This is a genomic window from Streptomyces aurantiaciflavus (assembly GCF_049808595.1).
Classification (GTDB): Bacteria; Actinomycetota; Actinomycetes; order Streptomycetales; family Streptomycetaceae; genus Streptomyces.
In genome coordinates, this window is record NZ_JBNCAQ010000053.1 from 17,867 (window position 1) to 34,023 (window position 16,157).

The window sequence follows — 16,157 nt, forward strand, 5'->3', positions numbered from 1 at the left end:
CGTACGACCTGCTAGGAGATCCCTGCATGACCACTGGCACGACCACCGTTGCCGCGTACGCCGCTCCCGCTGCCAAGGCGCCGCTGGAGCGCACCACGATCGAGCGCCGCGCGGTCGGCGAGTTCGACGTGCTGATCGACATCAAGTTCGCCGGTATCTGCCACTCCGACATCCACCAGGCCCGGGAGGGCTGGGGCGAGGCGATCTTCCCGATGGTGCCCGGCCACGAGATAGCCGGCGTCGTCTCGGAGGTCGGCCCCGGTGTGACCAAGTTCGCCGTCGGCGACCACGTGGGCGTCGGCTGCTTCGTCGACTCCTGCCGGGAGTGCGACAACTGCAAGGCCGGCCAGGAGCAGTACTGCACCGGCGGCGGCGTGTCCACCTACAACGGCCTCGACAAGAACGGCCGGCCGACCTACGGCGGCTACTCGGAGAAGATCGTCGTCGACGAGAACTACGTCCTCCGCATCCCCGACGGGCTGTCGCTGGACGTCGCCGCGCCGCTGCTGTGCGCCGGCATCACCCTCTACTCCCCGCTGAAGCGCTGGAACGCCGGCCCCGGCAAGAAGGTCGCGATCCTCGGTCTGGGCGGCCTCGGCCACATGGGCGTGAAGATCGCGCACGCGCTCGGCGCCGAGGTGACCGTGCTGTCGCAGTCCCTGCGCAAGAAGGACGACGGCCTGAAGCTGGGCGCCGACCACTACTACGCCACCAGCGACCCGAAGACCTTCGAGGAGCTGGCCGGCACGTTCGACCTGATCGTGTCCACGGTGTCCGCCCCGCTGGACTTCAACGCCTACCTGTCGCTGCTGAAGACGGAGGGCGCGCTGGTGAACGTCGGCGCCCCCGAGGAGCCGATCTCCCTCAACCTCTTCTCGGTGATCGGCGGCGGCAAGACCCTCGCCGGTTCCATGATCGGCAGCATCGCGCAGACGCAGGAGATGCTGGACTTCTGCGCCGGGCACGGCTTCGGCGCGGAGATCGAGCTGATCAGCGCGTCCGAGATCAACGATGCGTACGAGCGGGTGCTGAGCAGCGATGTGCGGTACCGGTTCGTGATCGACACGGCGACGATCTGACGGCCCGCCGAAGGCCGGTGAGCTCGCCGAAGGCCGGTGAGAACGACCCCTTTTCGACCGTGTGACCGGCCTGCTCAAGGGCCCCGGCAGCGCGCCGGGGCCCTTGGGCGTGCGGGGCGGCCTCAGACGGCGGAGAAGGACTCGCCGGGCCCGTAGGACCGCACGAGGGCCCCGCCACCGGGCGCGGGACGTACGGAGTGGGCGCGTCCCCGCCCGGCGACATGGGCACGTCCCTCAGCCGTGACCCGTACGACCGTGTGCTCGTCGACGGCGACCCCGTGCGCCGACCGCCCGTCCGCCACCAGGGCGACCAGCCGCGGCAGCGTCCCCCACTGCGCCGCGTGCACATCCACCCCGAACGGCACCAGCCCGAGCCCCGGCCGTACCTCGATCTCCTCCAGGTCCTCGGCGGTGTCCGGCGGACACACCACGACCCCGTCCGACAGCCACCCCCCGACCACGGAGTCCCGGGCCGCGACGGCGGCCCCGGCGGAGTAACCGGCGTACGGAAGACCGCGCTCGGCGAGCAGCCCGGCCAGTTGCTCCCGGCATCCGGCGAACGCCTCCTGATAGGCCGGCGTCAGCCCGCCGCACACGAAGAGCCCGTCCACGTCCTCGGCCAGCGCCTCCACCTCGAACGGCTGCCCGATGGGCAGCAGCAACGGCACCGGCGTACAGTCACCGGCCTGCCGCAGCACCGCGTCGTACTCAGCGAACTGCTTGGCGCCGTCGCCCTCGTCTACGAGGACGCAGAGGATGCGGGGCACGGCCGCGGAAGCGGCCCGCAGGAACGGCCCGAAGACGGCTTCGGCGGTGGCCTCGTCCCGGCCACCGCCGATCAGGAACACATCACCGCTGCTGTTGTCGTTGTCGTGGCTGGGCACGCGCGCTTCCCCCCGGTCGGTCGGACTGTTCGAGTCAGTAACTCACGAACGGGCCGCTTTCGCCGGAGCATTTTCCACCGGGGCGTTCTCGGCGCGACGGGCTGCGACCGCGGACCGGTCGGCGGCCGGCAGGGCGGCAGTGGGCGCTGCCGCCCTGCCGGGCCTTCCCGGTCGTGGGCGTCGCCCTGCGGCCGGGCGCGGTGCGGCTGGTCAGTTGACGCAGCCGGGGACGGCTCCGGAGGGCCGGCAGTTGTTGGGGGTGTTGCCGGTGACGGCGCCGCCCACCAGGGTGACCGTGCTGCCGGGGTTCTCGTAGATGCCGCCGGCTTCGAGCACGGCGCTGTTGCCCGCCACGAAGGTCTGCGTAAGGGTCGCCGTGCCCGTGCCGTTGTAGAGGCCGCCGCCCTGGGAGCCCGCGGCGGTGACCTTGTTGCTCGAGAGGGTGGAGGAAGTGACGTTGAGCGTGGCGTAGTTGCGGATTCCGCCGCCCTCGTTGTCCGCGGTGTTCCCGCTGATGGCGCTGAGGTTGACGGTCATGGAGCCGGTGAGGTTGAAGAGGCCGCCGCCGATGCCGGCGGTGTTCTTCTGCACGACGCTGCTGCTGATCGTCGCGGTGCCGGTGTTGTAGACGCCGCCCCCCACGCCTCCCATGAGCGGGGCGGAGTTGTTCCGCACGACGCTGGACTGCAGGACCAGGGTGCCGAGATTGTGGATGCCGCTGCCGTGGTCGGCCTTGTTGTCCGACACGACGCTGGAGCGGGCCGTGACGCTGCCGCCGAGGTTGTAGACGCCGCCGCCGCCGAAGGAGGCGACGTTGTCTCTGACGACGCTGCTGGAGATCGTGGTGCTGCTGCCGGTGAGGGAAGCGATGGCGCCGCCCTCCTGAGCGCTGTTGCCGGAAAGGACGCTGTTGTTGACGGCCAGGACGCGGCCGGCGTCGACCAGGACGGCACCGCCGTCCTCGCTGCCCAGGTCGGCGGGGTTGCCACCCCGCAGGGTGACCTTGTTGAGGGTGAGCTCGCCGTCCGTGCCGCCGACCTCGAAGAGGCGGAACTTCGGGGCGCCGGCCGCGGCGGCGCGTTCGATGACGGAGTTGGAGCCGTTGATGATGATGGGCTCGGTGATCACCGGTAGCCCGTTCGGTCCACTGTCGCCGACGGGGGACTGGGCCGTATCGAGGGAGTAGACGCAGTTCGGGGCGAGGTCGATGGTGCCGCCACCGGCCAGGTTGGCCGCGTTGATGGCGGCCACGAGGGCCGCCTCGTCACACATGATCGGTGCGGCGTGGGCGGGGGCGGGGATCGTGGCGAGGCCGAGGGCCAGTCCGGCGGCCGCGAGCGTGCTGCCCGCCTTGGGTGCGAATCGCACGGGAGACTCCTTGTTCCGTGGGGGCCCGGTTGGATCCCCGCTGTGATCAGGATCTCCAGCGCGCGCGGTTCCGCCCTCCGGGACGAGCCAGGGGGGTGAACGCCGGTCTTCGTGCTGTGGCGTCAGAAACCTTGGGCGGGAGGTTCGGTGGCCGCGGGCGCCTCGGCGTCGCGGGCGCCCGCGGTGTCGTCCGGGGACGATGCGATCCGTCCGGCGTCACGAGGCTGGAGCAGCGCCCGCCCACGGTGCGGCTAGTGCCGGGCGCGGAGTCTCAGGCACTCCGCCCGACAGGTGCCCCGTGCCGGCGCGGGCCTCGTTCCGGGGGCTGCCGCCGCCAGACCCCCGCTTCTGCCCTGAACAGGCCTCGTCCCCGGTCGCCGGACGGGCTGCTTGTCCCCTGCCCTCGCGCGGAGAGCAGCGCCGACGGTCCGATGTACGCCCCCTCGTCACCAGCCACCGTCGGGCCGACCGCATCAGCCGGCCCCAGGCCTGAGCAGCAACCGTCCCGTCAGCCCTGGTACGGCGGCGCCATCCCCCACCCCCACTTCGGCACCGGCTGTTCCGCCGGCGGCTTCGCGTCCGGGCCCGAGAAGTACACGGCGAGACGGGTGCCCCACTCGACGTACGCGAGGAAGGCCGAGCGGAACTCCGCGTCCGTGGGGAAGCCGGCCTCGTGGGCCGCGTCCTGGATGAGCTCGACCCAGCGGCGGCGCTGGGGCTCGGTGATGCCGCGGCCGAAGTGCTTGGCGACCATGTGGCTGTGGCCGCCCTGGGTCGCGGAGTAGGCCTCGGGTCCGCCGAAGACCTCCGCGAGCCAGAGGGCGACATGCGCTGCGTGCTCGGGGGCGAGGCCCGCGAAGACCGGGGCCAGGAGGTCGTCGTCGAGCACCTTGGCGTAGAAGACCTCCGTCAGGCGGGAGAAGGCCTCGGCGCCGCCCGCCCACTCGTACAGGGTGGGCACGGCGGAGCCCCGGCCGCGCACGGACGTGGGCTTGTAGTGGCGCATCTCCTCGATGTCGCCGACGTACGGTCGGATCTCCGCGAGGAAGGCCGGGAACAGGTCGGAGGTGCGGAAGCCCTGGAGGTGGTCCTCGGTGGACGTCCAGGTGATGCGCAGGACGAAGTGTGCGAAGTCCTCCTCGCAGCGGGTGAGTTCGTAGTCGACGCAGTGGGGTGAGGCCGCCAGGTGGGGTGCGGCGCGGGTGTAGGCGGCGAGGAACTCCGCGGAGCGCTCTTCGGGGATGCGGTACCGGATGTACTCGATGACTGTGCTGGCTGTCTCGGCGGTCATGGGATCACGCAAGCACAACGGGACGGTGGAGGCTGCCCCTCCGGCGTCGCGTTCGCTCAGCGCTCAGCGGGAGGCTTTTTGGACCTGTCCAAGCCGCTCGCTTTGGCCCTGTCGAGTGGGCCATGGGCCCGGCAGGGTGAGGGCCGGCACGTGCGTCGAGCTTCCCGGAGGTTTCCTTGAGCATCGCGTTCCTGTTGACCGCCCTGGTCGTGGCGGTCACCCCCGGCACCGGGGTGGTGTACACCCTCGCCGCCGGGCTGGCCCACGGCCGCCGGGCGAGCGTGGTCGCCGCCTTCGGCTGCACCCTCGGGATCGTGCCGCACCTGGCGGCCACGATCACCGGCCTCGCCGCGCTGCTGCACACCAGCGCGGTCGCCTACGAGACGGTGAAGTACCTGGGCGTCGGCTATCTGCTGTACATGGCCTGGGCCGTGGTGCGGGAGAAGGGGGCCCTGGCCGTGGAGGGGGCCGGGGAGCGGTCCGCGGCCCGGGTGATCGGCTCCGCGGTGCTGGTCAACCTGCTCAACCCGAAGCTCACGATCTTCTTCGTCGCCTTCCTGCCGCAGTTCGTCCCCGCCGGGGAGTCCGGCTCCGGCTCCGTCGGCGCGATGCTGCGGCTCGGGGCCGTCTTCATGGCGCTCACCTTCGTCGTGTTCGCCGCCTACGGGTGGTGCGCCGCCGCCGTACGCGACCGGCTGCTGGCCCGGCCCGGGGTGATGACCGGGGTGCGCCGGGTGTTCGCCGCCTGCTTCGTGGGACTGAGCGCGCGGCTGGCGGTGGCGTGAGCATGCGGTTCCGGCACGCGGACGCCGTCCGCTCCGACCACCCCGGCCTCACGGCCGGCGCCCTGTACGCCACCGGCGTCGACGCCTCCGCCGACGTCGGCCCGCGTGTAGCCGAGTACACCGCCCGCGCCCTGGAGCGGCTGGCGGCCGGCAGCGAGAGCGGGTTCCCCGAAGTGCTGGCCTGGCGGCGGGCGTTCACCCGGATGGGGCTCCGGCCGACGCAGTACCGGTGTGCCTCGGAGTCGCTGCTGCGGCGGCTGCGGAAGGAGGGGAGCCTGCCGCGCATCCATCCGGTGGTCGACCTGTGCAACGCGATCTCCGCCGCGTACGCCGTCCCGGTGGCGGCCCTCGACGCCGACCGCATCGCCGGTCCGCTGCTGGAGGTGCGCCCCGCGCGCGGCGACGAGGAGTACACGGCCTTCGGCGGCGGCGTCGAGCATCCCGCGCCCGGCGAGGTGATCTTCGCCGACTCGGCCGGACGCTCCCATGCCCGCCGCTGGACCAACCGGCAGAGCGGCCACTCCGCGGTCGGCGCGGACACCCGTCGGATCCTCGTGGTGGCGGAGGCCCTGCACGACGGCGGTGGGCAGACCGTGCCGGAGCTGTTGAAGACCGTCGCCGAGGAGCTGGCCGCGCACTGGCCGGCCGAGCCCACGACCACCGTCCTCTCCTCCGCCGCGCCGGAGTTCGTCTGGCCGGACGGCGGACAGGGGCCCGGGTGACCCGTGGCAGCATGGGCCGGGTGACCGAGAGGGAACAGGCGGCGGGCGTCGGATCCCCGGCCCACGGGTCGGACTTCCTGCAGCTCGACGCCGATGACGCGCCTCCCGGCGGCAAGGCGGACTGGCTGGTGCGGCAGCTGCGGCGGGCGATGGCCGACGGCCGGCTGACGGTGGGCAGCAGGCTGCCGCCGACCCGGGTGCTCGCCGCCGAACTGCGCGTCTCCCGCGGGGTGGTCGCCGAGGCGTACCGGCGGCTGACCGAGGACGGCCATGTCGAAGGGCGCCGGCGCGGCGGAACGGTCGTGGTCGCGGTCTCCCCCGCCGCGCCGCCCGTGCCGGCCGCACAAGGCCCCGCCGTGACGGGCGCGCCGTTCCTCGGGCGACCGGGCGCCGACGTCTTCGACGCGCTGCGCGCCGCCCCCGCCCGTATCGACTTCACGCCCGGCCGGCCCGACCTCACCGCCTTCCCCCGCTCGGCCTGGCTGCGCGCGGAACGGGCCGTGCTCTCCGAGCTGTCCGCCGAGCACCTCGGCTACGGCGATCCGCACGGCGCCCCGGAGCTGCGCCGCGCCCTCACCGGCTGGCTGGCACGCGGTCGCGGCATCCGCGTGGAGCCGGACGAGGTCCTCGTCGTCGCCGGCACCGCACAGGCCCTCACCCTGCTGCACCCGGTCCTGCGGGCCGAGGGCGTCGACGCCGTCGCCGTCGAGGACCCCGGCTCGCTCGGCAGCCGGCAGCACCTGGAGAACGGCGGCCTGGCCACCCCGCCGGTGCCGGTCGACGAGGAAGGCGTACGGGTGGACGCGCTGCGCGCCACCGGCGCCCGCGCGGTGCTGCTCACGCCCGCCCACCAGTTCCCCACCGGCGTGGTGACCAGCGGCGAGCGCCGCCGGGAACTGCTGGGCTGGGCGGCGGACGGCGGCCTGATCATCGAGGACGACTACGACGCCGAACACCGCTACGACCGGCCGCCGGTGCCCGCGCTGCGCGCCCTCCTCGACGACCAGGTCTGCTACCTGGGCAGCGTGTCCAAACTGCTCGCGCCCGCGCTGCGGATCGGCTGGGTGGTGCCGCCGCGCCGCCACCGGGACGCGCTGGTCGACGCGAAACGCTTCACCGACCTCGGCAACGCGGTGCTGCCGCAACTCGTCCTCGCCCGGCTGATGGAGTCCGGCGGCCTGGAGCGGCATCTGCGGATGCTGCGCGGCCGTCACCGGCGCCGCCGCGACGCGATGATCCACGCCCTCGCCGAACGACTGCCGGGCGCGGTGGTGCACGGCGCGGCGGCCGGCCTGCACCTCACGGTCACCTACGCGCCCGACGTCCCGGACACCGAGCTGGCCGCCGCCGCGCTCGCCCGGGGCGTGAAGTGCCAGCCGCTGTCCTGGCACCGCCAACTCCCCGGCCGCCCCGGCCTCGTCCTCGGCTACGCGGCCACCCCGGCCGGCGTCATCCCCGAAGGAGTCGCGGCCCTCGGCGAGGCACTACGCGAACTGACCTGACCCGGGATGACCTGACCCCCCGGACAGGCCTGACCCGCACCGGCCCGAAGCCCGCCGAGCCGACCCGCGCCGCCCCGCCGCACCGCCCACACAGCCCTCCCCCTCACCGGCCCGTGCGGGACGGCTGGACAGACCCGGGGTCCGTCAGGAGACGGCGTTCTCCTTCACCGTGATCTTGCCCTTGCGGATCGTCGCCAGCCGCTGGGCCTTCTTCGCGATCGAGGAGTCGTGGGTGACCATGATGAAAGTCAGCCCGTGCTCCTTCCACAGCGTCTCGAGCACGTCCATGATCTCGTCGCGCATGGACTCGTCGAGGTTGCCGGTGGGCTCGTCGGCGAGCAGCACCTTGGGCCGCTTCACCAGCGCGCGGGCGATGGCCACGCGCTGCTGCTGGCCTCCGGACATCTCACCGGGCAGATGCCCGAGCCGTTCGCCGAGCCCTACGGAGGTCAGCGCCTCGGCGGCCCGTTCGCGCCGCTCCTTCGCGCTCACGCCCAGGGGGACGAGAGCGGTCTCCACGTTCTCCTGCGCGGTGAGCGTCGGGATGAGGTTGAAGGCCTGGAAGACGAAGCCGATGTTCTGGCTGCGCACCTGCGTCAGCTTGGCCTCGGACAGCTTGGCGAGGTCGACGCCGTCGAGCACGACCTCGCCCTCGGAGGGCCGGTCGAGCCCGCCGAGCATCTGCAGCAGGGTGGACTTGCCGCCGCCGGTGGGGCCCTGGATGACGAGCCGGTCCCCGTCCGGGATGGTCAGATCGACGCCGTCGAGGGCGTGGACGGTCTCCTTGCCGCGGGTGTAGCGCTTGGTGACGTCTCTGAGTTCGTACATGGGTCAACTCCTGGGTGTGGTCGGGGCGTCGGGGTGTCGGCGTCGGTCACTCGACGCGCCTCAGCGCGTCCGCCGGCCGCAGTCGGGAAGCCCGCCAGCCGCCGAACGCCCCCGCGATCAGCCCACCGGCCACGGCGAGGCCGACGGCGATCGCCACGGTCGTCACACTCACGGGCGCGGTCAGCACGACGTCCAGCGTCTTCGCGGCCTGCCGCCCGGGGCCGCCGAAGCCCCCGCCGCCGGGACCGCCCTGGCCGCCACCGCCACCGCCGCCCAACTGGGCCTGCAGCGTGGGGCTGATCGCCGTCACGGCATACGCTCCCGCCAGACCGAGCGCGATGCCCAGCGCTCCGCCCAGCAGTCCGTTGACCATGGCCTCCCCGACCACCTGCCGGGTGACCCGTCCGGACTTCCAGCCGAGTGCCTTCAGCGTGCCGAACTCCCGCACCCGTCGCGACACCGCGGAGGAGGTGAGCAGCCCGGCGACGAGGAACGCGGCGATCAGCACCGCGATGGACAGCCACTTGCCGACGCTGGTGGCGAGCGAGGACGCCGTCGACAGGGAGCCGGACACCGTGTCCGCGAGGTCGGCCGACGTCGTCACCGTCGTCCCCGAAACGTTCTTCTGGATCGCCGACTTGACGCTGTCGATCTTCTGGGAGTCGGTCGCCTGGACGTAGATCGTGGTGACCTTGTCCTTGGAGTCGCTGAGCGTCTGCGCCTGCGTCAGCGGGATGTACACGTTGGCGGCCGAGTCACCGCTGTCGGCGGTGGCGATGCCGATCACGCTGAACTTGACGCTCTTGATGGTGACGGTGGAGCCGACCTTGAGCTTCTTCTCCTTGGCGTACGCCGAGTCGAGCACGGCGACCTTGGCGTCGGTCTCCGTGGACTTGAAGGTACGGCCGCTGGTGATCTTGGAGGAGGTCAGCGGGCCGAGCGCCGGCCGGGTCACGTCGGTGCCGTAGACGGAGTAGTTGTTGACGTCGAAGTTCGCGCCGCCGCCCCGTACTTCGCCCTGCGGCTGGCCGCTCCCGCCGCCGGCGCCGCCCGGGCCGCCCTGCTGGCCGCCGGTGCCGTTCTGCTGGAACTGGCCGCGGGTGAACTGGCCGCTGACCTTGATGACCTGGAGGCTCAGCCCGCCGACCGCGTCCGCGACACCGTTCTGCTCGCCGACCTTGGTGACGGTCGAGGCCGACAGGGTCTGGAAGCCCTGCACCAACACGCGGTCACTGCTCTGCTCCTCGCCGGAGTCGTTGTCCTGCGCGTCGAACTGGAAGCGCGGCCGCTCGGAGGCGTTCGCGGTGGGCGAGGCGGCCTTGGTGACCGTCATGTCCGTCCCCAGCCCGTACAGGGACTGCAGGACCTTGTCCTGGGCCTTTCCCATGCCGGAGGACACGGAGGTGACCACGATGACCAGCGCGATGCCCAGCGCGAGGCCGGAGGCGACGACGAGGGCCGCCTTTCTGCGGCGGCGCAGTTCGCGCCTCAGGTAGGTGAAGAACATGCGCCGCAAGCTAGGTACGCACCCTGATGAAGGGATAAGGCGCTGATAAGAGACGGATGAGAAGGCCGTGTCCGGCCCCGGAAACACCGATGCCGCCCCTGGGGGCGGCATCGGTCAGCTGTGACCCGGCTGTCGGGGGAGGGCCGTCAGACGGCCGAACCCGCCTTCCACTGGGCCCAGTCCATGTTCCAGCCGTTGAGGCCGTTGTCCGGCGAGACCGTCTTGTCGCCGGTGTTCTGGACGACCACCACGTCACCGACGATCGAGTTGTTGTAGAACCAGGCACCCGGCGTGTTCGGGTCGTTGGCGCCCTTGGTGTCGGACAGGCCGACACAGCCGTGGCTGGTGTTCACCGAGCCGAAGATGGACTTGGCGCCCCAGTAGTTGCCGTGCACGAAGGTGCCGGAGGTGGTCAGGCGCATGGCGTGCGGCACGTCCTTGATGTCGTACTCGCCCTTGCCGTCGTCGTCGGTGAAGCCGACCGTCGCGCCGTTCATCCGGGTCTCCTTGAACTTCTCGGAGATCACCATCTGGCCCTCGTACGTCTTGTTGTCGGGCGAGCCGGCGGAGATCGGGATGGTGCGGATGGTCTTGCCGTCCTGCGTGACCTTCATCTGCTTGGTCTTCGCGTCGACGTACGTGACCTGGTTGCGGCCGATCTTGAAGGTGACCGTCTTCTGCTGGACGCCGTAGACGCCCTGGGCGCCCTCGACGCCGTCGAGCGCGAGCTTCAGCGTGACGGTGGAGTCCTCCTGCCAGTAGTCCTGGGGCCGGCAGTCCATGCGCTGGGTGTTGAACCAGTGGCAGACGACCTCCTGGCCGCTGCTGGAGGTGACCGTGATGCCCTTCTGGACGGCGGCCTTGTTGGTGATCTCCTTGTTGAAGTTGATCGACACCGGCATGCCCACGCCGACGGTGGAGCCGTCCTCGGGCGTGAAGTTGCCTATGAAGCTGTTGTCCGGGGAGACCGTCGTGAAGGACGCGTTCTCGTGGGCCTCGAGCCCCTTGGAGTCCTTCGCGGTCGCCGCGAGCTTGTAGGTGGTGGAGCGCTCGAGCTGGACGCTGGGCTTCCAGCTGGTCTTGTCGGCGGAGAGCTCGCCCTCGACGGCCTTGCCGTCGGCGGTGGTCATCGTCACCTGGGTGAGCGTGCCCTTGCTCACCGTGACGGCCGCCGAGTTGTTGATGGAGGCGTTGTCCGAGCCGTCCGCGGGCGTGATCTTGATCTGTGCCTCGGAAGCCTTCTGGGCCGCGGCCTCGTCGGCCTTGGCCTGGGAGGAACTGCCGTTTCCGCCGTCGGAGGCGCTGCTGTCGCCGCCGGAACACGCAGAGAGCAACAGAACACTGCCGAGCAGTGCGGACGCGGTCCTCAGACCCCTGCGCCGCCTACTGTTCGTCATCACACGCTTCTCCATCGTTGCCGATTCCCGAAACCCCGAGAGTCCCCGTCAAAGAACATCAACGCTACGACCGGTTCGTCCCGTTCCACATCTTCCTGATGTGTGGGCCACGCCACGTCCGCGGGAGCGGTGGAAACCGCCGAGGCGGAAGGGTCCGCCGGGGCCCGTGGCGCGGGTGTCGGTCAGTGCGCCCCTTGAGACGACGAAACCCCGGCCGGCGGTTGCCGCCCGGGGTCACGAATTCCCCGAGAGGCTCAGCCGATGCCGCCCGTGCGGCCGCCCTCTTCGCCGTCCGCCTCGTCATCTTCCTCGACATCATCCTCGTCGAGGTCCCAGTCCGGCGAGTCAGGGTCGTAGTCGATCGGCTCACTCGACCAGGAGGCCTGCTGGAGTTCGACCCCCGGCACCTCGCTGACCAGGTCGAACGGGTCGACGAGATAGGCGAGGGCCTCGGCGGTGTCTTCCGTCACAGCGCTCTCGGCGTGCGCCCGCTCGCTCTCCGGCGCCTCCGGGTCCGCCGCGATCCGCCGCAGGGCGGCCTTGGTCACGGCGTCCTCGTTCTCGATCTCGAGGACAAGCTCGACGCGAAGCCGGACATATCGGGATGTCTCTTCAGTGCTCATGCCCGGAGCGTACGGCTCTCGCCTCCCGCAACTTTCCCGCGACCCGCGCCTTTCATTAGCATCTGCCCACACGGCCAATTCGCCAGCGCCACAAGGGGATCGATATTCCGTGTCATCCGCTCGCCGTCCGTTGCTGACCGCCACCGCCGCGGGGACCCTGCTGGGTGCCCTGTGGTTCGTCCCGAACGCCAACGCGACCCAGGACGCCCCGGTGAGAACGGACGTGACGCCGCAGGCCACGACCCAGGCGCGGGCCGCGGACACGACGGCCACCAACACCTCGGCCGACACCGACGGCGTCCGCCTCGCCGACACCGGAAGCTTCGACACCACCCCGTACGTGATCGGCGGAACGACGCTGCTCGCCCTGGGTGCGGGGTTCGTGGTTTATTCCGTTCGCCGCGAACGCCTCGGTCTGTGAATTGATTTGACGCTTACTTGACCCAACCTTCATAGTCCGCTCATGAAGAGATCTTGGGGGGCGCGGCTGTGTGCCGTGACCGTGGTGAGCACTCTCTCGCTCGCCCTCATCAGCGGCTGTTCGAGCGACGGGTCGAAGAAGGACAAGGGGTCCAAGGGTTCCGGTTCGGGGACCGGTTCCGCCGCCTCGTCGTCGGCCCCGGCCGCCGCCGCGCTGACCGCGGCCGAGCTGGAGAAGCTGCTTCTCGCGCAGGGCGAGGTCAAGGGGTACAAGGTCGCGTCGGGCGACGACACCCTCCCGAAATCCAAGGCCGAGGTGAAGACGGACAAGGCGGCGTGCGACCCGCTCGCCTGGGCCACGGCCGCGCTGGCGCCGGGCGACACGGACGCGAACGCCAGTAACACCGTCTCGGAGGACAAGGCGTCGAGCGCCACCAAGTCCCCGGCGGACCTTGCGGAGGCCTTCAACATCGACATGACGTTCGTGGGCCTCTCCTCGTACGCGGGTGACGGCGCCGAGAAGGCCATGAAGGCCGTCTCCGACGGCGTGACGGCCTGTGCCGGCGGGTACGGCCTGGCCGCCGGGGGCGAGAAGTCCAAGGTCACCAAGGTCACTTCGGAGAAGGGCACGGGAGGCGGCGACGAGGCGATCGCGTTCGCCGAGGACGTCGACATGGACGGCGAGGGCACGGCCACCTTCCACACCGAGGTGATCCGCAAGGGCAACACCATCGCCACGTTCTACACGGTGAACTTCGCCGCGCTCGCGGGCGGCGACAAGACCGAGATCCCGGCGGCCGTGGTCCAGGCGCAGGTCGCCAAGCTCAAGTAGTCCTCGCTCGGGTACGCACATCGACACCGGGGCCCTGCCGTCACCCACGACGGCAGGGCCCCGGCCCGTCTGCTACCGCAGCGGCCCGGTGACCGTCTCCACGGCCGCGACGAGCCGCCCGTCCCGCACGAACGCGTCGGCCGCCGCGAGGTCGGGCGCCAGGAACCGGTCGGGACCGGCACCCTGAACTCCCGCTTCCCGTACGGCGTCGAGGACCGCCCGGGTCGCCGGCGCCGGCGTGAGCCCCTCGCGCAGCTCCACGGCGCGCGTGGCGGCGTACAGCTCGACGGCGATCACGCGTGTGAGGTTGTCGACGGCGGTGCGCAGCTTGCGCGCCGCCGACCAGCCCATCGAGACGTGGTCCTCCTGCATCGCGGAGGACGGGATCGAGTCCGCGGAGGCCGGTACGGCCAGCCGCTTCAGCTCGCTCACCAGCGCGGCCTGCGTGTACTGGGCGATCATGAGGCCGGAGTCGACGCCGGCGTCGTCCGCGAGGAACGGCGGCAGCCCGTGGCTGCGGTTCTTGTCCAGCAGCCGGTCGGTACGGCGCTCGGCGATCGAGGCGAGGTCGGCGGCGGCGATGGCGAGGAAGTCGAGGACGTAGGCCACGGGGGCGCCGTGGAAGTTGCCGTTGGACTCGACGCGCCCTCCCCCAGTGCCGAAAGCCTGGGAGGTGCCCCCAGGCAGGACGACGGGGTTGTCGACGGCCGAGGCGAGCTCCCGCTCGGCGACCAGCCGGGCGTGGGCCATGGTGTCCCGTCCGGCGCCGGCGACCTGCGGGGCGCAGCGCACCGAGTAGGCGTCCTGGACGCGGGGCGCGTCGTCCTGGTGGTGCCCGGTCAGCCCGGAACCCTTCAGCACGGCCAGCATGTTGGCGGCGCTGGCGCCCTGCCCCGGGTGCGGGCGGATGGCGTGCAGCTCGGGCGCGAGGACCTTGTCGGTGCCGAGGAGGGCCTCGAGCGAGAGCGCCGCCGTGACGTCGGCGGACTTGTAGAGGGTGTCGAGGTCGTCCAGGGCCATGATCAGCATGCCGAGCATGCCGTCGGTGCCGTTGAGGAGGGCGAGCCCCTCCTTCTCGCGCAGCTCGACGGGCGCGATCCCGTGCGCGGCGAGCAGCTCACCGGCGGGCCGTACGACGCCGTCCGGGCCCTCGGCGTCCCCCTCGCCCATGAGTGCGAGGGCGCAGTGCGAGAGCGGGGCGAGGTCGCCGGAGCAGCCGAGGGAGCCGTACTCGTGGACGACCGGGGTGATGCCGGCGTTCAGCAGGTCGGCCATGGTCTGCGCGACCTCGGGCCGTACGCCGGTGTGCCCGGAGCAGACGGTCTTGAGCCGCAGGAACATCAGCGCCCGTACGACCTCCCGCTCGACGCGCGGCCCCATGCCGGCGGCGTGCGAGCGGACGATGTTGCGCTGGAGCTGCGCGCGCAGCTCCGGGCTGATGTGCCGGGTGGCGAGGGCGCCGAAACCGGTGGAGACGCCGTAGACGGGGTCGGGCTTGGCGGCCAGCGCGTCGACGATCTCGCGGGCCGCGGCGAGGGCCGCCACCGCCTCCTCGGACAGCTCGACCCGGGCGCCGCCGCGCGCCACGGCGAGCACGTCGGACGCGGTCACCCCGGAAGTCCCCACCACCACAATGTGCATATCCATATTCAGGAGCGTACGCAGTGAAGACGAAGATGTCACCAGTGGGGGCGGGGTTCGCCCCTTACCGACAGGTCACCGTGTCAGTGCCGCCCACGGAAGCGCCGCCGCTCGGCCGACGGCCCCCGGGGCGGCTCGTCGGCGAGGCGGACGACGGGGTCGTCGGGCCCCTGCCGCCCCGCGACGACCGGCCGGACGGCCCGTAGGGCCTTGGCGCGGTACTGGGCGGCGTCGGCGAGCCGGAAGAGCCGGCGGGCGGAGCGCACGGGCCCGATGGGGTCCCCGGTGGAGGCGACCCCGCAGGCCACGCCCTCACCGAGCTCCAACTCGCCGGCCCGGCGGCAGAGTTCTTCGGCGACCTTGACGACGTCGTCGGCGGGCGGCCCCACGGCGAGCAGACAGAACTCGTCCCCGCCGAGCCGCGCGGCCAGCGCCCCCGGCAGCATTGCCCCGCACAGCGACAGCACGGACCCGAACCGCTCCAGCAGCCGGTCCCCGACGGCGTGCCCCTGGGTGTCGTTCACCCGCTTCAGCCCGTTGAGGTCGCACACCACCAGGCTCACGACCTCCCCCCGCGCCCGATGCCGCTCGACCGCCTCCTCCAGCCGTACGTCGACGGCGCGGCGGTTGGCCAGGCCGGTGAGGGCGTCGGTGAAGGCGAGCCGACGCGCCTCCTCCAGCCGCTCGGTCTGCGCGATCCCGGCGGCGACGACGGCGGCCAGGACGGTGGCGAAGTCGGCGTCGGCGCGGTCGAAGACGGGGGTGCCGGAGGAGCGGGCCACATACAGCTCGCCCCAGGCGCGGCCGTGCAGCACGATCGGCGCGACGACGCAGGAGCCGCGTCCGCGCCGGCGCAGGGCGGCGACCCTCCCCCAGCTGACACCGGGAGGCGCCCCCTGATGGCGGTGGCCGGGCCGCCCGGCGGCGGGCCCGTCCGCCGTCTCCACCCACGCGTGGGGCTCGCCCCCGGACACCCAGCGTTCGTGCAGGAACTCGGTGATCTCCGGGAACTGGTGCACCGGGTAGGCCTCGCCCTCCGGGAACTCTTCCTCGTCGGGCGCCCGGTCCCCCACGTTGACGAGGACCCGCAGCCGCCCCAGTTCCCGCTCCCACACCGAGAGCGCGGCGAAGGCGCCGGCCAGCGCCCGGCACGCCCCGAGCGCCGCCGCACGCCACGACTCCCGGGGCGTGTGCGCGGCCGCCATCCCCTGCGCCAGCGCCACCACGGCCGCGAGGCGTCTGTCCTCACCCATCTCACCAGGCTAGGGATATTTACTT

General features: G+C 71.9%; 15 protein-coding genes. 6 read left to right on the forward strand and 9 right to left on the reverse strand.

The window, feature by feature from the left end; all coding sequences use genetic code 11:
- Positions 1 to 26 precede the first annotated feature (26 nt).
- Complete coding sequence (locus ACPT94_RS39355) at positions 27 to 1,079, forward strand: NAD(P)-dependent alcohol dehydrogenase (protein ID WP_425245313.1); 1,053 nt, start codon at positions 27 to 29, stop codon at positions 1,077 to 1,079.
- A gap of 122 nt (positions 1,080 to 1,201) precedes the next feature.
- Here the strand turns inward: ACPT94_RS39355 and ACPT94_RS39360 are convergent, their stop codons facing one another.
- The 3 genes from ACPT94_RS39360 to ACPT94_RS39370 form a co-directional block, all read right to left on the reverse strand.
- Positions 1,202 to 1,963 (reverse strand): Type 1 glutamine amidotransferase-like domain-containing protein, encoded by a 762-nt coding sequence (locus ACPT94_RS39360; RefSeq protein ID WP_360350228.1) that lies wholly within the window; start codon positions 1,961 to 1,963, stop codon positions 1,202 to 1,204.
- A gap of 210 nt (positions 1,964 to 2,173) precedes the next feature.
- On the reverse strand, positions 2,174 to 3,331 hold the full coding sequence (locus ACPT94_RS39365) for a right-handed parallel beta-helix repeat-containing protein (protein WP_425245314.1): 1,158 nt from the start codon (positions 3,329 to 3,331) through the stop codon (positions 2,174 to 2,176).
- 508 nt (positions 3,332 to 3,839) lie between these two features.
- Complete coding sequence (locus ACPT94_RS39370; protein WP_425245315.1) at positions 3,840 to 4,622, reverse strand: group II truncated hemoglobin; 783 nt, start codon at positions 4,620 to 4,622, stop codon at positions 3,840 to 3,842.
- Positions 4,623 to 4,798: 176 nt separating this feature from the next.
- On the opposite strand from ACPT94_RS39370, the gene ACPT94_RS39375 reads away from it, so the two are divergent.
- Genes ACPT94_RS39375 through pdxR form a run of 3 tightly spaced genes read left to right on the forward strand, consistent with a single transcriptional unit; the run spans position 4,799 to position 7,631 of the window.
- Positions 4,799 to 5,407 (forward strand): LysE family translocator, encoded by a 609-nt coding sequence (locus ACPT94_RS39375; protein WP_360350219.1) that lies wholly within the window; start codon positions 4,799 to 4,801, stop codon positions 5,405 to 5,407.
- Positions 5,408 to 5,409: 2 nt separating this feature from the next.
- Positions 5,410 to 6,129 carry a B3/B4 domain-containing protein gene (locus ACPT94_RS39380; RefSeq protein ID WP_425245316.1) on the forward strand — a complete coding sequence of 240 codons (720 nt, stop codon included), beginning with the start codon at positions 5,410 to 5,412 and terminating at the stop codon, positions 6,127 to 6,129.
- A gap of 11 nt (positions 6,130 to 6,140) precedes the next feature.
- On the forward strand, positions 6,141 to 7,631 hold the full coding sequence (gene pdxR / locus ACPT94_RS39385; RefSeq protein WP_360350275.1) for a MocR-like pyridoxine biosynthesis transcription factor PdxR: 1,491 nt from the start codon (positions 6,141 to 6,143) through the stop codon (positions 7,629 to 7,631).
- A gap of 144 nt (positions 7,632 to 7,775) precedes the next feature.
- On the opposite strand, the gene ACPT94_RS39390 is transcribed toward pdxR, so the two are convergent.
- From ACPT94_RS39390 to ACPT94_RS39405, 4 genes are all read right to left on the reverse strand, one after another.
- A complete protein-coding gene (locus ACPT94_RS39390; protein WP_425245317.1) occupies positions 7,776 to 8,459 on the reverse strand; it encodes an ABC transporter ATP-binding protein in 684 nt (227 codons plus the stop codon).
- A gap of 46 nt (positions 8,460 to 8,505) precedes the next feature.
- A complete protein-coding gene (locus ACPT94_RS39395) occupies positions 8,506 to 9,966 on the reverse strand; it encodes an ABC transporter permease (RefSeq protein ID WP_425245318.1) in 1,461 nt (486 codons plus the stop codon).
- Positions 9,967 to 10,112: 146 nt separating this feature from the next.
- Positions 10,113 to 11,378, reverse strand: a complete 1,266-nt coding sequence (locus ACPT94_RS39400; protein WP_360350210.1) for a L,D-transpeptidase — start codon at positions 11,376 to 11,378, stop codon at positions 10,113 to 10,115.
- A 239-nt stretch (positions 11,379 to 11,617) separates the two neighbouring features.
- Positions 11,618 to 11,986, reverse strand: a complete 369-nt coding sequence (locus tag ACPT94_RS39405) for a hypothetical protein (protein WP_425245319.1) — start codon at positions 11,984 to 11,986, stop codon at positions 11,618 to 11,620.
- Between the two features lie 109 nt (positions 11,987 to 12,095).
- On the opposite strand from ACPT94_RS39405, the gene ACPT94_RS39410 reads away from it, so the two are divergent.
- Together ACPT94_RS39410 and ACPT94_RS39415 are read left to right on the forward strand one after the other, a co-directional pair.
- Positions 12,096 to 12,407, forward strand: coding sequence for an LPXTG cell wall anchor domain-containing protein (locus tag ACPT94_RS39410; RefSeq protein ID WP_425245320.1), 312 nt, complete (start codon positions 12,096 to 12,098; stop codon positions 12,405 to 12,407).
- An 84-nt stretch (positions 12,408 to 12,491) separates the two neighbouring features.
- Complete coding sequence (locus tag ACPT94_RS39415) at positions 12,492 to 13,238, forward strand: hypothetical protein (RefSeq protein ID WP_425245321.1); 747 nt, start codon at positions 12,492 to 12,494, stop codon at positions 13,236 to 13,238.
- Positions 13,239 to 13,310: 72 nt separating this feature from the next.
- Here the strand turns inward: ACPT94_RS39415 and hutH are convergent, their stop codons facing one another.
- Positions 13,311 to 14,879, reverse strand: a complete 1,569-nt coding sequence (hutH, locus tag ACPT94_RS39420; RefSeq protein ID WP_360350273.1) for a histidine ammonia-lyase — start codon at positions 14,877 to 14,879, stop codon at positions 13,311 to 13,313.
- Positions 14,880 to 14,962: 83 nt separating this feature from the next.
- Complete coding sequence (locus ACPT94_RS39425) at positions 14,963 to 16,132, reverse strand: GGDEF domain-containing protein (protein ID WP_360350198.1); 1,170 nt, start codon at positions 16,130 to 16,132, stop codon at positions 14,963 to 14,965.
- Positions 16,133 to 16,157: the final 25 nt, after the last annotated feature.

Coding starts and splice junctions, on each gene's coding strand:
- ACPT94_RS39380 (WP_425245316.1), top strand. CDS start 5,410: ATGCGGTTCCGGCACGCGGACGCCGTCCGCTCCGACCACCCCGGCCTC.
- ACPT94_RS39425 (WP_360350198.1), bottom strand. CDS start 16,132: ATGGGTGAGGACAGACGCCTCGCGGCCGTGGTGGCGCTGGCGCAGGGG.
- ACPT94_RS39395 (WP_425245318.1), bottom strand. CDS start 9,966: ATGTTCTTCACCTACCTGAGGCGCGAACTGCGCCGCCGCAGAAAGGCG.
- ACPT94_RS39355 (WP_425245313.1), top strand. CDS start 27: ATGACCACTGGCACGACCACCGTTGCCGCGTACGCCGCTCCCGCTGCC.
- ACPT94_RS39400 (WP_360350210.1), bottom strand. CDS start 11,378: ATGGAGAAGCGTGTGATGACGAACAGTAGGCGGCGCAGGGGTCTGAGG.
- hutH (WP_360350273.1), bottom strand. CDS start 14,879: ATGCACATTGTGGTGGTGGGGACTTCCGGGGTGACCGCGTCCGACGTG.
- pdxR (WP_360350275.1), top strand. CDS start 6,141: ATGGGCCGGGTGACCGAGAGGGAACAGGCGGCGGGCGTCGGATCCCCG.
- ACPT94_RS39390 (WP_425245317.1), bottom strand. CDS start 8,459: ATGTACGAACTCAGAGACGTCACCAAGCGCTACACCCGCGGCAAGGAG.
- ACPT94_RS39405 (WP_425245319.1), bottom strand. CDS start 11,986: ATGAGCACTGAAGAGACATCCCGATATGTCCGGCTTCGCGTCGAGCTT.
- ACPT94_RS39370 (WP_425245315.1), bottom strand. CDS start 4,622: ATGACCGCCGAGACAGCCAGCACAGTCATCGAGTACATCCGGTACCGC.